Here is an 18895-nt window from a genome sequence, read left to right as displayed (position 1 = left end):
ATCGCCCTCAACATCCTGCTCGCCGGGATGACGATCCTCTTCCTCTTCGCCGTCGTGACGATCCCGAGCTTCGCGAGCTATGCGGGCGGCGCCATCCCGGTCGTGGTCCTGGTGGCCCTGTTCGTCACGCTCATCCCGACCACCATCGGGGCGCTTCTCTCGGCGATCGGCATCGCCGGCATGGACCGGCTGGTCCGCTTCAACGTGCTCGCCATGTCGGGCCGCGCGGTCGAGGCGGCGGGCGACGTCGACACCCTGCTCCTCGACAAGACGGGCACGATCACGCTCGGCAACCGCCAGGCGACCGAGTTCCGCCCGCTGCGCGGCATCGCCGAACGCGACCTCGCCGACGCGGCGCAGCTCGCCTCGCTCGCGGACGAGACGCCCGAGGGGCGCTCCATCGTGGTTCTCGCGAAGGAGAAATACGGCATTCGCGGCCGCGACATGAGCGAGCTCCGCGCGATCTTCGTGCCCTTCACGGCGCAGACGCGGATGAGCGGCATCGACGCGGCGGGCATCTCGGTCCGGAAGGGCGCCGTCGACGCGATCCTGGCCCATGTCGAGGCGCCCCGGACCGCCGTCGCGGCCGGCGGGACGGTGACGGCGCTGAAGACGCGCACCTCCATCGACGACATCCGCGAGCTCCAGGCGATCGCCGAGGAGATCGCCAAGCTCGGCGGAACGCCGCTCGCGGTCGCCCGCGACGGGCGCCTGCTCGGCGTTATCTACCTGAAGGACATCGTGAAGGGCGGCATTCGCGAGCGCTTCGGCGAGTTGCGCCGCATGGGCATCCGCACCGTCATGATCACGGGCGACAACCCGATGACCGCGGCCGCGATCGCGGCGGAGGCCGGCGTGGACGACTTCCTCGCCCAGGCGACCCCGGAGAATAAGCTCGCGCTCATCCGCGCGGAGCAGACCAAGGGCAAGCTCGTGGCGATGTGCGGCGACGGCACGAACGACGCGCCGGCGCTCGCCCAGGCGGATGTCGGCGTCGCCATGAACACCGGCACCGTCGCGGCCCGCGAGGCCGGCAACATGGTCGACCTCGATTCCGATCCGACCAAGCTGATCGAGATCGTCGAGATCGGAAAGCAGCTCCTGATGACGCGGGGCGCGCTCACGACCTTTTCCATCGCCAACGACGTCGCGAAGTACTTCGCGATCATCCCGGCCATGTTCCTGGCCTTCTATCCGCAGCTCGGTGCCCTGAACGTGATGGGGCTCGCATCGCCGCAGAGCGCGATCCTGTCGGCGATCATCTTCAACGCGCTGGTCATCATCGCCCTGATCCCGCTCGCCCTGAAGGGGGTGCGCTACCGCCCGATCGGGGCCGCGCCGCTGCTCCGCCGCAACCTCCTCCTCTACGGGCTCGGCGGAATCCTAGTCCCGTTCGTCGGCATCAAGGTGATCGATCTCGTCGTGGCCGGGCTTCACCTCGCGTGACCCGGAAACTCCGGCGAAGGCCGGGGTCCGAAACAACGTCCTGCTCTGGGTGCCGGCTTTCGCCGGCATGAGCGGAGAGCTTCAAGGATCTCCCCGATGTTCAAGCATATCCGCCCCGCCCTCGTCCTGGTCGTCGGCCTGACCGCCATCACCGGCCTCGGCTATCCGCTCGCCATCACGGGCATCGCCGGGACGCTGTTTCCGAGACAGGCCGGCGGCAGCCTGATCGAGCGCGACGGAGAGGTCGTCGGCTCGGCGCTCATCGGCCAGAGCTTCACGAGCGACCGGTATTTCCACGGCCGGCCCTCGGCCACGACGGGCACCGACCCCGCCGACAGCACGAAGACCGTGCCGTCGCCCTACAACGCCGCGAACTCGATGGGCTCGAACCTCGGACCGACCAACGCGGCGCTCGTCGACCGCGTGAAGGAGGAGACCGGGCGCCTGAAGGCGGAGAACGCAGCCGCCCCGGTGCCGATGGACCTCGTGACGACCTCCGGTTCCGGGCTCGACCCGCATATCACGCCGGAGGCCGCCGCCTTTCAGATCCCGAGAATCGCCAAGGCCCGGAGCATGCCCGAAGAGGCGGTCAGGCGGATCGTCGCGAGCCATGTCGAGGATCGGCTGTTCGGCGTCGTCGGCGAGCCGCGGGTGAACGTGCTCGCCCTCAATCTCGCGCTCGATGCCGCAGCTCCCCGCTAGCTGCTAGACTGGGCTTCGACGAGAAGCCCATGCAGGAACCGAAACGACGCCCGTCGCCGGACGCTCTCCTCGCCGATGCCGAACGCGAGGCGGGGGCCCGGGGGCGGCTGAAGATCTTTCTCGGCGCCGCACCGGGCGTGGGCAAGACCTACGAGATGCTCGCGACCGGCCAGGCCCGCCGGCGCGAGGGCGTCGATGTCGTGATCGGCATCGTGGAGACGCATGGGCGCGCCGAGACGGAAGCGCTCGTCGCCGGCCTCGAGGTGATCCCGCGCCGCAGCTCCGAGTACAAGGGGACGCGGCTCGACGAGATGGATCTCGACGCCGTCCTGGCCCGCCATCCCCAGCTCGTCCTGGTGGACGAACTCGCCCACACCAACGCGCCCGGCAGCCGCCACCCGAAGCGCTTCCTCGACGTCGAGGAACTGCTCGAGGCCGGGATCGACGTCTACACGACGCTCAACATCCAGCATCTGGAGAGCCTGAACGACGTCGTCGCGCAGATCACGCGCATCCGGGTGCAGGAGACGGTCCCGGACCGGGTGGTGGACCGGGCGGATGCGGTCGAGCTCATCGACCTCACGCCCGAGGACCTCATCCGCCGTCTGGAGGACGGAAAGGTCTACGTGCCGGAGAACGCCGAGCGCGCGCTCCGGCATTATTTTTCGCCCGGCAACCTGACCGCCCTGCGCGAGCTCGCCTTGCGCCGGACGGCGCAGCGCGTGGACCAGCAGCTCCTGTCCCACATGCAGGCCCGCGCGATCGAGGGCCCCTGGCCGGCGGGAGAGCGCGTCCTCGTCTGCGTGAGCGAGGATCCTCGCTCGGAAGGGCTCGTCCGCTACGCGAGGCGGCTGGCGGATCGCCTGCATGCCCCATGGACCGTGCTTTCCGTCGAGGATCGCCGCGTCCTCCAGCTCGGCGAGGCCGAGCGGGACCAGATCGCAAAGGCGCAGCGGCTCGCGGCCCTGCTCGGCGGCGAGACCGCGACGCTGCCCGGCTCGTCGCGTCGCGTGGCGGACGACGTGATCGCCTATGCGCGCGAGAACAACGCCACGCACATCATCGTCGGGAAATCCTCGCGCTCGCGCCTCTTCGAGATGCTGCACGGCTCGGTCGTGCATGACCTGGTCCGCCGCTCGGGGGCGATCAGCGTCCACGTGATCGCGGGCGAGGAGCCGGAGCCGAGGGGGCGACGCGCGAGGACGGCCCAGCTGGATCGCGATCGCGAGAGCCAGGGTGCCGCCATCCTGCCCTATGCGGTCGCGGCGATCGCGGTCGCAGGGGCGCTCGTCTTCGGGCTGCTCGTGCAGCCATTGATCGGGCTCGAGAGCGTCGACCTCGTGTTCCTCTCCACGGTGGTCGGCATCGCCGTGCGCTTCGGCCTCTGGCCCTCGCTCGCGGCGGTCGTGGCAGCCTCGCTCTGCTACAACTTCTTCTTCCTGCCGCCCCTCTATACCTTCACGATCGCGGAGCCGACCAACGTCGCCGCCTTCCTGTTCTTCGCGCTGGTCGCCGTGCTCGTCTCCAATCTCGCCGCCAGCGCACGTCGCCAGGCGCTCGCAGCCCAGACCAGGGCGCGCACGACGGAGGCCCTCTACAGCTTCAGCCGGAAGCTCGCCGGAACGGGCGTGCTCGACGACGTCCTCTGGGCGAGCGCCTTCCAGATCGCCTCCATGCTGAGGCTCAACGTCGTGATCCTGCTGCCCGGCAGCGGCGGCCTCGACCTGGCCGCGGCGTATCCGCCGGAGGATGGGCTCGACGACGCGGATCTCGCCGCCGCCAAGTGGAGTTTCGAGAACGGGATGCCCGCCGGACGCGACGCCGATACCCTGCCGGGAGCGAAGCGCCTGTTCCTGCCGCTGCGGACCGGGCGCGGCGCGGTCGGCGTCATCGGGCTCGACACCGGACGGGCCGGCGCGCTCCTGGGGCCCGAGCCGCGACGGCTGCTCGAGGCCCTGGCCGACCAGGCCTCCCTCGCGATCGAGCGCGTCCATCTCGTGGAGGACCTCGAGCGCGCGAAGCTTTCTGCCGCGACGGACCGGCTTCGGCAGGCGCTCCTCAATTCGATCTCGCACGATCTCAAGACGCCCCTCGCATCGATCCTCGGGGCTGCCGGCGCGCTGCGCGATCTCGACGACGCGTTGGGCGCGGCCGACCGCGCCGAGCTTCTCGCCACCGTCATCGCCGAATCGGAGCGGCTCAACCGCTTCATCGCCAATCTCCTCGACATGACGAAGCTCGAATCCGGCGCCGTCGCCCCGAAGGTGGCGCCGCACGACCTCGGCGAGGTCGTGGGCTCTGCACTGTCCCGCGCCTCGAAGATCCTCGCCCGCCACAGGGTCGAGGTGGAACTCGCTCCCGATCTGCCGATGCTCGACCTCGACCCGGTCCTGTTCGAGCAGGTGCTGTTCAACCTTCTCGACAACGCAGCGAAGTATGCGGCCGAGAACTCGACCATCCGCATCGAAAGCTGGCGCGACGGTGGCGTGATGTGCCTGCAGGTGCTCGACGAAGGCCCAGGCATTCCCGAAGACGATCTGGAGCGCGTCTTCGACAAGTTCTACCGCGCCCGGAAGTCTGACGCCGTCCGGGCCGGAACGGGCCTGGGCCTCGCGATCTCGCGCGGCTTCATCGAGGCGCTCGGCGGGACCATCACGGCCGGAAACCGCACGGACCGGAGCGGGGCCGTGTTCACGCTCGTCCTGCCGGTGCCGGCGGAAACGCGCAGCCTGGAAGCGATCGCATGACATCCGCCAAGATCCGCGTCCTCGTGGTGGACGACGAGCCGCCGATCCGCCGCCTCCTGCGGACGGGGCTCTCCACCCAGGGCTACGAGATCATCGACGCCACGAACGGGAAGACGGCGCTCCAGGCGCTTGCCGCCGAGGAGCCGGACGTGGTCATCCTCGATCTCGGGCTGCCCGACATCTCCGGCCACGAACTCCTCCGCCGCATCAGGGAAAGCTACGAGGCGCTTCCGGTCGTGGTCCTGTCCAGCCGCGATGACGAGCGGGGCAAGGTCGAGGCGCTGGATATCGGGGCGGACGATTACGTCACGAAGCCCTTCGGCATGAACGAACTCCTGGCCCGCTTGAGGACCGCGCTCCGCCACCGGCTGCAGGTCCAGGGGGAGCGCTCGATCTTCCGCACGGGCGCGCTTTCCGTCGATCTCGTCGCCCGGGTGGTCCGGGTGGGCGAGCGCGAGGTCAAGCTCGCTCCTAAGGAGTACGAGGTCCTCCGCGTGCTCGTGCAGCACGCGGGAAAGGTGCTCACGCACGCTCAGCTTCTACGGCAGGTCTGGGGAGGCGCGACGGATCCGCAATATCTGCGCGTCTATGTCCGGCAGCTCCGCCAGAAGCTCGAAACCGAGCCGGAGCGTCCGGAGTTTATCCTGACCGAAACGGGCGTCGGCTACCGCCTTCGCGCGCCCGACTGAGAGGCCTGACGGTTTGGCTGGGCGCGTCTTCCCGGGATGGCGCCTCCGAGACGAACCCGCTCCGAAGCAACCTTGTTGATCGGAGGATGAGAGCCGGGCCGGGGGTTCGCGCAGTGACTGCGACATTAATTGTCGAATTCCGTGGATTAATGACCGGCTGGGTATTTCGGTCGACATATTTTTGATTAGTACTTACGTTAACGACAGCGCTGAGGATGGGCGGATGAGATGCTACTTCCACCTTGAAGGGCCCCGGGGTGACGGGATCCCTGACGAACTCGGCACTGACGTCGCCACGGCCGATCAGGCCCGTTTCGAAGCCATGAAGGCCATAGCCGAACTGCGTGGCGAGGATCCCGGGCTGCAGCGTGAATGGGATGGATGGCGCCTAGTGATCGTCGACGGGGAGGGGCGAAGGCTTTCGGCTTTCGATCTGAATGCGACTGCTTCCCTGATGCGAGGGACGCACCCGGTAGGCTGTTCCGGAGACGACAACGTGGCCCCGGTCTGACGGGATCAGGCGAAGAAGGCCTGTGACGTGGGCGCGCAGGCTGCCGCGCCGATCCTCGTTTGTCATGCCGGGCCTCACCTGATGGCTGCTTTGAGAGCCTGTGAGATGACGACGGGAAGGCTCAGCCTATTCCAAAGAGCGTAGGGAGCTATCCCGGCATGCGGTCTGATCGCGTGCTGCCACGCCGGAAGAACAGCCAGCAGAGCTGTTCCCGCAATCCGGGCGACACCTAGCGGGGCGCTCTTCAATACTCCCTCAGAGCTAATGCGGTAGAGCAGGGCGCGGGCCGCGCATGGTTGTGTAAAAACGTACCGATCAGCAGCTCCGGATGGCCCCCAATGCTCGACACCCCGCGATACGTCTTGGTGCGAGCGGCCTCGTGAGCGAAAAGCGGGTCGAGATCCAGTGGCTGCGCGGGCTCGCTGCGCTCGAAGTGGCAATCGTCCACTCGGACCTCCTCACGAAGCATATCTCGACGCAGAGCGTCCTGACGGGGTGGTATCAGCATATCGGTGGGATCGGGGTCGAAGTATTTTTCATCGTCTCCGGCTTCATCATGTGTATGCGTGTTCCCTTCAGTACGGGGTGGCGGGATTTCATGATGAACAGGATCCGGCGGATTTTTCCGCTGTATTGGATCCTCACCAGCGTTGCGGTCCTGATATTCGTCATGCAGCCGAGCTGGGTCCTGGTCGGCCGGACCTTTTCGCTGGAATGGCTCGCGAGTTCCTATCTCATCCTGCCGCAGCACCGCGAGCCGCCGCTGGGTCCCGGCTGGACGCTCGAGCACGAGATGGTCTTCTACGCCCTCGTGGCGCTCGGGCTGGCGGTGCTGAGCGCGCATATCTACGGGCGGCTGGCCTTCGGGGTGTTCGTCGGTGCGCTCGGCGTCCTGGGTTGCGCCTTTGGTCCAGGGCTCGATCAGCCTGCCTGGATGTCTCACCTGGTCAGCCCCTACATGCTGGCCTTCAGCTTCGGGTGGCTTGTCCGGTGCTGCGAGGAAATGGACTCGCGGCGGGTCTGGCCCGCCCTGTTGGGCTTCTTCGCCGCTGTGGTCCTCCTAGGCCTCGCGGTGGGGGCGGATTGGAGTGACCGGCTGGTGCTTCGCTTCCTGCTTGCGGGCGCGATCTTCCTGACCTTCGTCGCGGCCCGGCACTTGGCCACCCTCAAGACGGTGTTCGGGCGCTTCATGCTGCTGCTCGGAGAAGCCTCTTTCAGCCTCTACCTCATCCACTGGTTCGTGCTGTCGGCGCTGGGGAAGTTTCTCGGCATGGTCCTGCCGGATGTCGAACAGCCGGCGCCCCTGCGTATCCTCGGCGTGGCTGTGGCCTGCTATGCCGGAATCCTCTGCTTCCGGTATGTCGAGCAGCCCATCGATCGCTTCCTGCGGAGCAAAGGGCCGCTCCGGATGGCGCAGGCCCTCACCGGTCGCTTCCGGCCGGCGCTTCCGCCGTGAGCGCGCAGCGAGGGTAGGGTGCGTTCCCCGGCGGAAATCCGAGCGGGGTCGTGGCGTCCAGGCCTTGCCTGCCTGGTGTTGGCTGCTTCCGCCCTCTCGGCGGGAGCCAGCCCGGAACCGGCCCGGATCGGGCCCGAGGCGGCCCCGGCCTGTCCGCCGGATGCCCGCCTTGTCCCGCCTGCCGAGTCGATCGCCGCTGCGGCGGCATCCGCGGAGCCGGGCGATGCATTCTGCCTCGGCCGCGGGGTCCACCGTCTGCAAGCGGTCCTGCCAAAAGCAGGCCAGCGCTTCTTCGGGGAAAGAGGGAGCGTGCTCTCCGGCGCGCGCCTCGTGACGGACTTCGTGCGGCGCGGCGACAGCTGGGTCATCCCGGACGTGAAAGCCGCCACGATCGAGCGCGGCATATGCCTCGGAGGCGGCACCCTTTGCCGGTTCCCGCTCGGCGTATTCCTGGACGACACGCCGCTGCGCCGGGTCGGGCGGATGGCCGAGCTACGCGCGGGAGCCTTCTTCCTCGATCCTGCGCGGCATGAGGTCCTGCTCGCCGATGACCCGACCGGCCGGACGGTCGAGGTGTCGCAGGAGAACTTCGCCTTTACCGGACAGGCGCCGGACGTGCGCATCGTCGGGCTGACGATCGAGAAGTACTTCAGTCCGCCGCAGGATGGCGCGCTCAACGCACTCGGGTCCGGCTGGCGGATCGAGAATTCCGAGTTCCGCCTCAACGGCGGCGCGGGCGTCTCGATCAGCACCGACGGGGTCGTCAGGGACTGCCGCATCCACTCGAACGGCCAGCTCGGGGCGACCGGCGAGGGGCACAACCTCCTCTTCGAGAACAATCACGTCTCGAACAACAACATCTACGGCTTCGATCCGTCCTGGGAGGCCGGGGGCATCAAGATCACGGAGACCCGGAACATCGTCTTCAGGTCGAATCTCGTAACCCGCAATGCCGGCCCAGGCCTCTGGTGCGACGAGCAATGCCTCGACGCGACCTACGAGGGCAATCTCGTCGAGTTCAACGCCGGGGCGGGCATCTTCTTCGAGCTCTCGATGGGGGCGCAGATCCGCGACAACCGGCTCAACCAGAACGGGCAGGCGAAGCCCAGCTGGTACTGGGGCTCGGACATCCAGATCGCGGCCTCCGAGAACGCACTAATCGAGCGGAACACCATCACGGTCCGGCCCGGAGGAACCGCGATCGCGTTCATCGATCAGAACCGGCGCCGTTCGGACGGGAGCTACTACCGCACGCAGGGCAACCGCGCCCTTGGCAACCAGATCATCCTGAGAGGCGAGGGGAAGGCCGGCGGCGTGTCCGACGCGGAAGCGGGCGAGGCGAATTACGGCATCATCGAACGCGGCGGAAACGTCTTCGACGAGAATGTCTACCGCGTGAAGCCCGGCATCCGCCCGCGCTTCGTCTGGGGACGGACGGAGACCGATCTCGACGGTTTCCGTCAGCGTGGGCAGGAGCCGCGCGGCAGCGTGGTGACGGATCGCAGCATCGATTGAGGGCCGCCCGGCGCGGGCCAGCGCCCGCGCGGCGTGCAGGGCGCCGCGATCAGGCGGCCGCCTGATCGAGCTTGGGCCCGAAGAATCGCTCGTAACGACGGTAGTTCGAGCATTGGTCCTCGATCCGGAACTCCTGGTGCGTCGCGAGATCCACGTTGGTCAGCACCGCGCCGTGAAGCTTGACCGAGAAGTCGTTCAGCCTGCCGAGAGCCTGCTTCACGGTGTGCCGCGGGGTCGAGTTCCAGGACACGACATGCACCACGTTGTCCGCGTTCCGTGCGAGCTGGGCGAAGTCGACCACGAGGAGGACGGGCGGCGCCTCGATGATGATCAGGTCGTAATGCTCCCGCGCGCGGCGCATCATGTCGGAGAAGACGGTAGCGCTGTAGCGGTCGGCCGGTGAGATCGCGCCGGACGGCCGGAGGATGACCAGACGCTGCGCCGCGATCTCGGAGAAGAACATGCCGTCCGGATCGTCCAGCGCGTGGTCGAGCGTCGCGCTCGAGACGCCGCCCGGCTCCTCGTGGTCGGCCGGGAGCCAGTCGACGATGAGAACGCGCTGTCCCGCCGCGAGGGCGGAGCGCGCGAGCGCCAGGGCCAGCAGCGACTTCCCTTCACCCGGGACGGAAGATGTGATCAGCAGTGACCGTGCCTGCGCCGAGAAGGCGTGCAGATCGAGGGACGCCGCGATCAGCCGGACGGCCTCGGTGAAGATGCGGCGTTCCCCATCGGGCTGGCCGCGCGACCACAGGGGCACCATGCCGACGCAACGCGTCTCCGTCTGTGCCTCGAACTGCTTGGCGGAGCGGAAGCCGGTATCCCGCTTCTCGAGGAGGAGGGCCGTCGTGACGCCAAGCCCGAGCCCCCCGAGCAGCGTGAGGCCGAGCACGACCGGGACCCTCGGCCCGGACGGGAGCGGGATCGGCTGGGCGCGGACGATCACCTGGGCCGGCGCCGTGACGAGGCCCGACTGGGACGATGCCTGCTCGTAGTTGTCGGTCAGGAGCTTGAGACGAGAGCGGATGGTCGTGACCTCGGCCTGGAGGCTCTTCAGCTGGTTCTCGCGGCCCCTCGCGGCGATCAGATCGTTGCTGATCTCCTGTATCCGGGTCTCGAGCGTCTGCTCGTCGGCGATGGCGCTACGAACCTCTCCTTCCAGATTCGTGATGGCGCGCTCCACCTCCTCGCGCAGCTGCTGCTGCACCTGGTCCATGATCGCATTCGCGCGGCTCAGGCCCGGATGCTTGGGGCCGATGATCGACAGGTCGGCGACTTCCTTGCGGGCGTTCGTCTGCGCCTCCAGGAGCCGCTGGATGACCGGCGCGCCGTTGAGGTCCTGGGCGGACGGGATCTCTCCGGCCTTGTAGGCCGCCTTCGCACGGTTGTAGCGGCCCTCGGCGGCGATACGCGTCATGCGGGCGGTGCTGCGCTGGGTGGTCAGGTCCCGCAGGAGCTGCTGGTGCAGGCCGGCTCCGTCCGGCTCCGCTTCGACGTAGCCGGTGTTGCGCCGGAAGGCGTCCACGGCCTGCTCCGCCTTGGCCAGGCTCCGTCGCGCATCGGCGATCTGTCCTGCCAGCCACTCGCTCGTCTTCTGGGCCGCAGAGGCGCTCGCCTCGACGCGGCTCTGCAGGTACTCGTCCGCGATCGCATTGGCCAACAGCGCGGATTGGTTCGGGTCCTTGGACGTGTACGAGACGGTGATCAGGTAGCTGCGGCTGTCATTGGCGACGGCGATGTTCCGCATGAGCGCCAGCGCGGCGAGCTCGATCCGGATGGCGTTGGAATCAGCGTCCGGAGGGGAAGGCTCTTCCGGCCGCCCTAGTGCGCGCCGTGCGGCATCCACGATCGGCTGGTAGAACGGCGCGCTCTCCGGCACCTGGAGGTGCAGCTGGAGCTTCTCGGCCACGCGACGTGCGATGGCGCGGGACCGGATGACCCGCGCCTCGCTCTCGATGATCGCACTCCCGTCGATCGAGGCGCCCCGATCGGGGGTGCCGTTAGGCGCCATCGGGCGAGAGTTGTCGCCTCGCGACACATCGACCTGCAGCAGCGTATCGGCCGTGTATTTCCGCGGAAGAACGACCGCGAGCAGTAGAGCGCCCAGGCCGAGCGCGGCTGCCACGAAGACGAGAATCAGGTAGCGCCGCCGCCAGAGCGTAAGAACGGCACCGAGCATCTTGTCCTCGTAATGAGTGGCAAGGCTCGATGATTGCATCGGAACCGGCTGTTGTGGGATCCAGTACATCGTTCCTCGGGAGCCGTGCTCGGTTCTGGAGTGGTCAGGATGGGAACGTCGGCCCGGAACCGGAAGGTCTACTCGGGGCTAGCCAGGCCGGCCTAACCCCTCCGGGCAATCCCTATGGCAGCGCCGCCGCCGTGTTCCGCCTGGTGGGCAGCCCGATGTCGCGAGGGGTCCGCTCGAGCGATTGGAGCCGCACTTCGACGATGTCGCCCGGCCGGATCGAGCTCGTTTCCTGGGCGGCGAAGGTCGTGCTGCCGCCGTCCCGCATACGGGTGATCGCGATCGCGGGCTTGGGCCGCGTGCCGTCGGGCAGGATCCCACCGCCCTGCTGAAGGCGGGTGGCGAGAATCTCGCGCGCGCTCGGGAGCGTCGCCCTGATCTCCGCCATCCTGGCGACGGTGTCCTCGGCCTCGGCGATCAGCCGGCGCCGGTAGCCGTTCATCGTGGTCTGGATCCGAAGATCGGTCTCGAGAAGCGAGAGATCGAGGCGGGTCAGCTCCGATGCCAGCCGGGCCACATTGCCTCGATTGCGGGCCTCCTCGCGCTGGAGCTCAATTCCGGTGTAGCGGCGCGCATAGCCCTGCGCCATCAGGGTGGAATAGCCCGCGATATGCTCCCGGATCAGGTCCAGCTGCAGCTGTTCCGCCTGTCGCTGAACCTCGACGGCCTGCTTGTCGGCCTCGATTCGGGGCTTCTGCTGGCGCAGGATAGTGACCTCCTGCAGGACGGCGCGGCTGTCCGCGGCGAGTATTTCCCGCTCGCGCCGCAAGGTGTCCTCGTACTCGTCCGTGCTCATCCCGGCAGGCTGCGGAGCCTCGAACTTCGTCTCCTCCGCCTGCTGCGCCTGCAGGCGGGCAAGCTTGAGGGTGAGCGCGCCGAGCTTGCCCTCCAGGACGCGGACGCGTTCGTCCGCGGTGATCAGTTCGGCGCGGGCAGCGCTCGTCGATTGGTCGGGGGTGCCGAGCCCCCCGGCGAGAGCGATGGCGCTCATGACGGAGGCGCCGAACCGGAAGGGATAGCTGCCCGGCGTGCGCACGTCGCCGACCACGTAGACGGGCCGAAGCTCGACGATCCGCACGGTCACGGCCGGGTTCACCAGGTAGCCGTCCTGGAGCTGGGCTACGAACCGCTTCTGGACCTCGCCGAGCGTCGCATTCCCGACCTGGACTTCCCCGATCAGAGGGAAGATGATCCGTCCATCGTCCCCGACCAGGTACTCGCCCGTCATGTCCGGCTGGCCGAAGACGGTGACGGAAAGCTTGTCCCCAGGCCCGACCTGGAAGGGTTCGTTGCGGGCTTCCTCCGCTTCGGCCTGGGCAAGCGTCAGGAGGAGCAGAAGGCCGGTGCGGGCCAGCGCCTTAGCCTGGCCGCCCGGACGGTGTCGCTTGCCTCGAACCTGTCTGGTGGTCATTGCCCGTCCGCGCATCGCGCCACGCTCACGGCGTTCATCGCTATGATCGCTCGGAACGGCTCCGGCCCGGCCTGAACTTCGGGATTAATCCTGCGCCAGGGCGGGCCGCTGGGGGCGCCAGAGCGCCAGGCAGACCCTCTGGGAGCCGCGCGCGGGCGCGGCGATCAGCCGCGAGGTAGTTCGGCTGCGCAGTAGCGGCGCGGTCGCACCGATCTAGGCTCTCCGGTGTCGAAATCGGATCCCACCCATGCATCACACTTCCTCCGTCGGCCAAGAGAGGGCGGAGATCCTTGGCGTCGGCGTAAGCGCGGTCGACATGGACCGGGCGGTCGAAGAGATCGAGGGCTGGATCGCGTCGCGGCGACGCTCCTACGTCTGCGTCACGAGCGTGCACGGGATCATGGAATGCCAGCGGTCCGGGCCCTTGAAGGCGATCCATGCGCGCGCGGGCCTCGTGGTACCGGACGGTAAGCCGCTCGTCTGGGTGGCGCGCTGGCTCGGCTTCACGAACACCGAACAGGTTTATGGCCCCGACCTGATGCGGCGCCTGACCGAGCTCTCGGCCGCCCGGGGCTACCGGCAATTCTATTACGGTGGCGCCGCCGGCGTGCCTGAGGCGCTTCGGGATACGCTCTGCAGGCAGCATCCCGGCCTTACGGTGGTCGGGACGCTGAGCCCGCCGTTCCGGCAACTCACCGAAGAGGAGGATGCGGAGATCGTTCGGCAGATCAACGCGGCAAAGCCGGACATCGTCTGGGTCGGGTTGAGCACACCGAAGCAGGAACGGTGGATGTCCGAGCACGCCGCAAAGCTGGAGGCGCCCGTTTTGATCGGGGTCGGGGCGGCGTTCGACTTTCTCTCCGGAAGGACGCGGCAGGCGCCGCTCTGGATGCAGCGCTCGGCCCTGCAATGGCTGTTTCGGCTCGCAGTCGAGCCGCGCCGGCTATGGCGCCGCTACGCCTGGATCGTGCCCGGCTTCCTTTGGCGAGTGAGCATGCAACTCGTCCGGCACCGGCTCACGGCGCGAATGGCGCGTTGAAGGGGCATCGGTCGTCTGCTGCGGGGCAGGCGGCGTTGCTCGCCACTTGGACGTGCTGGGGATCTTGGTCTCGTCGCAGCGGTGGGAATAGCGCTGGGCTATGTCTCTGACCTCCTCGAGCAGCCCGGTTCGGAGGCAGGTCGGCTCGAGCCCGAGGCCGAGCAGTTGGTCATTCCTCACCTCGAGCTCGTTCTCCTCCGCCTCGAGCCGCGGATTGTCGACGAAGCGGTATGGCGTGCCGCTGAGTTCCGAGATCAGCCGGGCCAGGTCGAGGATCCGGTGTGTTTCCGTGACCTGGTTGTAGATCCTGACGCCTTCTCCTCGGCGGGGAGGATTGTTTATCGCGATCGCGAGACAGCGGATGGTGTCGCGGATGTGGATGAACGCCCTGGTCTGGCGCCCCGTCCCATGAACGGTGAGCGGATAACCGAGGCTCGCCTGCAGAAGAAAGCGGTTCAGTACAGTGCCGTAATCGCCATCATAGTCGAACCGGTTGATGAGGCGCTCATCCAATTCGGTCTCGTCGGTCTGCGTTCCCCAGACGATGCCCTGGTGGAGGTCGGTTATCGGAAGTCTGTCGTTCTTTGAATAATATTGAAAAAGGAGCTGATCGTTGGCTTTGCTGAGGTGGTAGATGCTTTCCGGATCGGCGGGATAGAGGATTTCCATCTTTTCGTCGACGCCGTTCACATGGGCCGTCACGGTCAGGTAGCCCTCGGGAAGCATGAAGGAACGCGTCTTGTAGCCATAGACCCCGATCGAACCGAGATGGACGATGTGCGGCGGGGAATGGAGCTGAGCGGCGGCGATGAGCAGATCGTGCGTCGCCGATAGATTGCGCTCCATCGTGTATCGGCGCTCTCGCCAGGATTTCATGGAGAACGGTGCAGAGCGCTGCTCGGCGAAATGCACGATCGTTCGCGGCTGCAGGGTCTTCAGGAGGGCGATCATTTCCTCCGAGGATTCGCCGGCCCTGATCTTCAGGAACTCGATCTTCCTGCCGGTCCGCTCGTACCAGGCCTCGAGCCTCTCGGTTGGGCTCCGGATCGGCGTGAGCGAGGAGGTGCCATACTCGGCGTCGATGGTGCGCCGCGAGAGGTCGTCCACGATGATGATGTCGTAGCCGAGCCTGGAGAGGTGGAGGCACGTCGGCCATCCGCAGAACCCGTCGCCGCCCAGGACGAGAACGCGGTGCTGGCTCGCCTCTCTCACGATCATGGTGCGCTGCCCCCCAAAGCAGGCCCGTCGCGGCTCGCGATCCGCGAACCGACTGGCAGTTCTGACCCGCTGATGGCTGCATCGGGGCCCCTGTCCGTTCGGGCAGAGGTCCACGTTTGAACGAGTACAAGAGGTCTATCGTGAGTTCGATGACGCTTCCGGGCTACCGCCCGCCGAGCGGCGCATCGTCCAGATCGGCGAATAAGCGCCCACGAGGGGCCGCATTGCTTGATGAAAACCCTGCTGCGGCGCCGAAGAAGCGGATTACCTCTTCCGCATGCGTAGCGATCCGTCCTCGATTCTTGCACCCTACGGGGAGAAGGCCACGGCCGAGGCACCTTGATGTCGAGCGGATCATTGTCGCGTGCTCCATCTCCCCGGCGGGAGAAGGCGAGTATCGCGCGCGTGCCGCAGCACGATATTGCGGATTTTCGGTCGCCGAGCATGTACGGCGACGTCGAGAAGATCGAGGGCCTGCTCGACGGCATGGGCGGGCGCGGCCACTCGAATGGACCGCTGCACGGCAAGATCGTGGTGGCGGGCGGGACCGTGATCGTGGTGGCGGCCCTGACGGCAGGGCTTCTCTACCGCGGCGAGCCCGTCGGAAAAGGGGAGGAGCATGCCGCCTCCCGCAGCGTCCAGCTGCCGCCCGCGGGGAACGTCCCTCACGCCGTGGCCACAAGCGCCTCCCCATCGGTCCCTCCGGCGGACCTCATGCTGCGGGACAAGGAGATCGCGCAGCTGCGGGACGGGATGCGCGCGGCGCAATCGGCTTACGAGCAGGAGCGGCGGGCCTTGGAGGCGCGGATCGCCGAGGCGCAAGGCGAGCGCGCGGCGCTCGCCGCCCGCGCGGACGAGGCCGCGGCCGCACTGGACAAGGCTCAGCGCGAGCTGGCCGAGCAACGTGACAGGGCGATCACCGCCAGCGCCCTCGCGTCGACGCCCGATCCGGCACTGCTGAGCGCGCTCGAACAGGCCCGGCAGGAGAAGGAGGCCGCGGCGCAGGCCGCCGGGGATGCCGCGCGGCGGAGCGAGGCTCTGCAGGCGGAACTCGGACAGCGCTCGCAGGAACTCGCCAGGGCGAACGAAGCCGTCGATAAGCTGCGGTCCGGCTCGAGCGCAGCCGCCGCGCAGGCGGGACGCGAGCTCGGGGCCACGCGGGTATCGATCCAGGAGACGCGCAACCTTCTCGACGCGGAGCGGTCGAAGCGGGAGCGCGCCGAGGAGCAGGTCGCAGAGCTCACACGGCAGCAGGCGAAGGCGGAAGAAGCCGCCGGCGCGAAGCAGGCGGCATTCGCGAAGACCGCCGCCGAGGCGGCCGTTGCGGCGGCCGAGAGCCTCCGCCAGGCCGAGGCGCGGGCAGCGGGCGCGGAGCGCGACAACGCCGCCCTGCGCGCCACACTGGATGGGCAGAAGGGGCAGCTCGCGCGGACCGAGGCGGCGCTGTCGGAAGCCTCCCGGGCGCGGGCGGCGAGCGACGAGGCGACGGCCCAGAACGCGAATGCCCGCCGCGGTGCCGAGGAGACGGCGAAGGCCCTGAGCGAGCGGCTTCGCCAGGAGCAGGCCAAGTCGGCCGCCAGCCAGCGCCAGGTCGACAGTCTGCGTGCATCGCTGGATGCGGAACGCGGCATCGTCGCGGCCGCGGAGGCGAAGCTCGCCGAGGCGGCGCGTGAGCGGCGCTCCGTCGAGGATCTCGCGGCGCAGAACGCGTCCTCGCGCAAGGAGGCGGAGGGCGGCGCGAAGGCCGCCAGCGAGCGCCTCAGGCAGGAGCAGGCACGCACGGCCGAGGTCGCGCGGCAGCTCGAGGCTTCCCGGGCCGATCTGGAGGCTGAGCGGAGCGAGCGCCGCCAGCTTCAGGCAAGGCTGGTCGAGATCGAACGAGTCCAGGCGAGCGCCACGACGGAACGGGAGGATGCTGCCCGAAAGGCGGCGGATGCGGCCTCGCGCGCTGCGCTCGCCGAGCAGAGGGCGCAGGCCGCAGAACGTCAGGTGGAGCAGCTCCGCTCGGGCCTGGTTGGCGCCTCGTCCTGGCTGGAGGAGCGTCTTCGGAAGCCCCCGGCGCAAGCGGAGCGGAGCCCGGTAGCCTCGGCGGAGGGAGGGCAGGGGGCGAGCACCCCCAGGCTCCCGGCGTTCCAGGACATCCTGACCCGGGTCGACACGGTCCTGCGGTCCCGGGACCAGGAGATCGCCCAGCTTCGGCGCGACCTCGATGCTCAGGCGAAACAGGAGGCCGTGCGTTTTCAGACGTTGATGCTCGACCCGAAGGCCATGTGGGCCGCCCTGCCGGCGACGACCCCGGAGCGGCGCCCCGCCCCGCAAGTGGTGCCCGCGGCGGCGCCTGCTCCGTTGGCGATCGCGGAACCGCGTAGCTCCGGAAAGGAGCGGCAGCAGGCCGCATCCTCTGGCGATGCCAGCTCTCTCGTCTCGCGAGCGGAGGCCTTCCTGTCGCGCGGCGATGTGGTCGGGGCGCGGCTGCTGCTGGAATATGCCGCGGCCGAAGGGCAGGCACCGGCCATCTTCCGGCTCGCGGAGACCTACGATCCGCGCGGTCCCCTGGTCCGGCGGCTAGGGAGCGCGATGGCGGACCGGGAGAGGGCGATCCAGCTCTACCGAAGCGCCCTGTCGGCAGGAATCCGCGGCGCCGAGGAGCGGATCGCGAACCTGAACTGACCCGCCTTCCTCTGCATCGCAGGCCTTTCGAGCACCTTCATGCCGGCTGCGTCACCATCCCCAAAGCGCGCTCTCATCCTCGCTGCAGGGTTCAGGCTGCAATACCGCGTCCTGCGATGCGCGGCGGAGGCATTCGACGAGGTTTTCGTTCTCGGAATGCCGGACGCGGGCAATCTGAAGCTCTCGGCACGCTGCAGCCGGTTCTTTCCCGCGGCGGCCGGGTTCGCGGAGGCCCATCCCGAGACCATCGCGCAGGTCAACGACCTCTGCCGGACGCATGACATCGACCTGGTGCTCCCGAGTTGTGCGGAAACCACGCGCTTCATCGCCATGTGCGGGAGCGACCTCGCCACGGAATCCTATCCCGTGCCGTCGCTGGCGGCTTTCGACACGCTCGACGACAAATGGGCTTTCGCCCGGGTCTGCTCCGGCCTCGGCGTTCCCGTGCCCAAGACTCGCCTCTTCGAGACGCGGGCCGAGCTGCTGTCGGCGAGCCACTCCGGCGAAATCTCGTTTCCCTGTGTCGTGAAGCCGCTCAGCATGTGGGGCAGCTTCGGCGTCGCAAAGGTCGAGAGAGCCGAAAACGTCGAGCCGGAGGGCTACGAACCCATCCTCGTCCAGGACTACGTGCCGGGCACCGATCTGTGCGCGTTCTATCTGTGCGTCGAGGGCAGCATCGTCGCATCGCTCGCCTATGAGAGGACGGAAGAGGGCGTCAGGTTCATCGCGACGCCCGAGATCGACAGCTCTGCCGCGGCGCTCGTCTCGCACCTGAACTGCAGCGGCGTGGTCGGGTTCGACGTGCGGCGGACCCCGGACGGCAGCCATTTCTTCATCGAGTGCAATCCGAGGTTCTGGTACCGCATGGAGATCGCCGCCATCGCGGGCCTGAACTTCGTCGCCCTCGGGGCCGGAACCAAGCGATCTCCGTCCCCCAGGATTCCCGCCGGTACGGCGATCCGGTCGCCGAAGAACCTCCTCGCGACAATCCTCACGCCATGGCGATTGTCCGCGAACGATCTCGCCCTGCTCCGCTACCTTGCGAGCGATCCCTTTCCCATTCTCATGGCCGCCTTTCAGAAGCTGCGCGGCCAGGATCGACTCGCGCCGGGCCGCCAGTTGCTATGGCCGCTTCTTTTCTTGCCCACGATTTAGGGTGATCCTTTGAAGGTTAGCAATCGGAGCTAATCCCGAAGGCGTGGCGGCAATGCTTTCGCGCCAGCGCTTACAGGCTCTCGCAGGTGCCACG

Annotated in this window: 13 protein-coding genes; 10 read left to right on the top strand and 3 right to left on the bottom strand. The window is 68.0% G+C overall.

The genetic code is table 11. The features are described from left to right. From kdpB to ACO2SS_RS24995, 7 genes are all read left to right on the top strand, one after another. Positions 1–1446, top strand: a 1446-nt coding sequence (kdpB, locus tag ACO2SS_RS25025; protein WP_423280579.1) for a potassium-transporting ATPase subunit KdpB, incomplete at its 5' end; no start/stop codon positions are given. 96 nt (positions 1447–1542) lie between these two features. Beyond that, a complete protein-coding gene (locus tag ACO2SS_RS25020) occupies positions 1543–2148 on the top strand; it encodes a K(+)-transporting ATPase subunit C (protein ID WP_423280578.1) in 606 nt (201 codons plus the stop codon). Positions 2149–2177: 29 nt separating this feature from the next. Next, the gene (locus ACO2SS_RS25015) at positions 2178–4895 is read left to right on the top strand and encodes a DUF4118 domain-containing protein (RefSeq protein ID WP_423280577.1); all 2718 of its coding nucleotides are present in this window, start codon (positions 2178–2180) and stop codon (positions 4893–4895) included. Then, positions 4892–5584 carry a response regulator gene (locus tag ACO2SS_RS25010; RefSeq protein ID WP_423280576.1) on the top strand — a complete coding sequence of 231 codons (693 nt, stop codon included), beginning with the start codon at positions 4892–4894 and terminating at the stop codon, positions 5582–5584. The genes ACO2SS_RS25015 and ACO2SS_RS25010 overlap by 4 nt, the downstream gene beginning before the upstream one ends. A 223-nt stretch (positions 5585–5807) precedes the next feature. Continuing rightward, the gene (locus ACO2SS_RS25005; RefSeq protein ID WP_423280575.1) at positions 5808–6095 is read left to right on the top strand and encodes a DUF6894 family protein; all 288 of its coding nucleotides are present in this window, start codon (positions 5808–5810) and stop codon (positions 6093–6095) included. 379 nt (positions 6096–6474) lie between these two features. Further along, positions 6475–7551 (top strand): acyltransferase family protein, encoded by a 1077-nt coding sequence (locus tag ACO2SS_RS25000; protein WP_423280574.1) that lies wholly within the window; start codon positions 6475–6477, stop codon positions 7549–7551. 309 nt (positions 7552–7860) lie between these two features. Next, positions 7861–9066, top strand: coding sequence for a right-handed parallel beta-helix repeat-containing protein (locus ACO2SS_RS24995; protein WP_423280573.1), 1206 nt, complete (start codon positions 7861–7863; stop codon positions 9064–9066). A gap of 49 nt (positions 9067–9115) precedes the next feature. Here ACO2SS_RS24995 and ACO2SS_RS24990 read toward each other — a convergent pair whose 3' ends face one another. Together ACO2SS_RS24990 and ACO2SS_RS24985 are read right to left on the bottom strand one after the other, a co-directional pair. Beyond that, positions 9116–11242, bottom strand: coding sequence for a GumC family protein (locus ACO2SS_RS24990; protein WP_423280572.1), 2127 nt, complete (start codon positions 11240–11242; stop codon positions 9116–9118). A gap of 181 nt (positions 11243–11423) precedes the next feature. Beyond that, a complete protein-coding gene (locus ACO2SS_RS24985; protein ID WP_423280571.1) occupies positions 11424–12719 on the bottom strand; it encodes a polysaccharide biosynthesis/export family protein in 1296 nt (431 codons plus the stop codon). 247 nt (positions 12720–12966) lie between these two features. On the opposite strand from ACO2SS_RS24985, the gene ACO2SS_RS24980 reads away from it, so the two are divergent. Further along, a complete protein-coding gene (locus tag ACO2SS_RS24980) occupies positions 12967–13758 on the top strand; it encodes a WecB/TagA/CpsF family glycosyltransferase (RefSeq protein WP_423280570.1) in 792 nt (263 codons plus the stop codon). On the opposite strand, the gene ACO2SS_RS24975 is transcribed toward ACO2SS_RS24980, so the two are convergent. Then, a complete protein-coding gene (locus ACO2SS_RS24975) occupies positions 13663–14976 on the bottom strand; it encodes an NAD-dependent epimerase/dehydratase family protein (protein ID WP_423280569.1) in 1314 nt (437 codons plus the stop codon). The genes ACO2SS_RS24980 and ACO2SS_RS24975 overlap by 96 nt on opposite strands. 405 nt (positions 14977–15381) lie before the next feature. On the opposite strand from ACO2SS_RS24975, the gene ACO2SS_RS24970 reads away from it, so the two are divergent. Continuing rightward, positions 15382–17646 carry a hypothetical protein gene (locus tag ACO2SS_RS24970; protein ID WP_423280568.1) on the top strand — a complete coding sequence of 755 codons (2265 nt, stop codon included), beginning with the start codon at positions 15382–15384 and terminating at the stop codon, positions 17644–17646. A 39-nt stretch (positions 17647–17685) separates the two neighbouring features. Continuing rightward, positions 17686–18801 carry an ATP-grasp domain-containing protein gene (locus ACO2SS_RS24965; RefSeq protein ID WP_423280567.1) on the top strand — a complete coding sequence of 372 codons (1116 nt, stop codon included), beginning with the start codon at positions 17686–17688 and terminating at the stop codon, positions 18799–18801. Positions 18802–18895 lie beyond the last annotated feature (94 nt).

It is taken from the genome of Enterovirga sp. CN4-39, assembly GCF_049446235.1.
GTDB lineage: Bacteria > Pseudomonadota > Alphaproteobacteria > Rhizobiales > Beijerinckiaceae > Enterovirga.
The sequence above is the reverse complement of the archived record's forward strand: the minus strand, read 5'-3'. Positions and strand labels throughout refer to the sequence as shown.

Coding starts and splice junctions, on each gene's coding strand:
- ACO2SS_RS25020 (WP_423280578.1), top strand. CDS start 1,543: ATGTTCAAGCATATCCGCCCCGCCCTCGTCCTGGTCGTCGGCCTGACC.
- ACO2SS_RS25015 (WP_423280577.1), top strand. CDS start 2,178: ATGCAGGAACCGAAACGACGCCCGTCGCCGGACGCTCTCCTCGCCGAT.
- ACO2SS_RS25010 (WP_423280576.1), top strand. CDS start 4,892: ATGACATCCGCCAAGATCCGCGTCCTCGTGGTGGACGACGAGCCGCCG.
- ACO2SS_RS25005 (WP_423280575.1), top strand. CDS start 5,808: ATGAGATGCTACTTCCACCTTGAAGGGCCCCGGGGTGACGGGATCCCT.
- ACO2SS_RS24990 (WP_423280572.1), bottom strand. CDS start 11,242: ATGCTCGGTGCCGTTCTTACGCTCTGGCGGCGGCGCTACCTGATTCTC.
- ACO2SS_RS24985 (WP_423280571.1), bottom strand. CDS start 12,719: ATGACCACCAGACAGGTTCGAGGCAAGCGACACCGTCCGGGCGGCCAG.
- ACO2SS_RS24980 (WP_423280570.1), top strand. CDS start 12,967: ATGCATCACACTTCCTCCGTCGGCCAAGAGAGGGCGGAGATCCTTGGC.
- ACO2SS_RS24975 (WP_423280569.1), bottom strand. CDS start 14,976: ATGATCGTGAGAGAGGCGAGCCAGCACCGCGTTCTCGTCCTGGGCGGC.
- ACO2SS_RS24965 (WP_423280567.1), top strand. CDS start 17,686: ATGCCGGCTGCGTCACCATCCCCAAAGCGCGCTCTCATCCTCGCTGCA.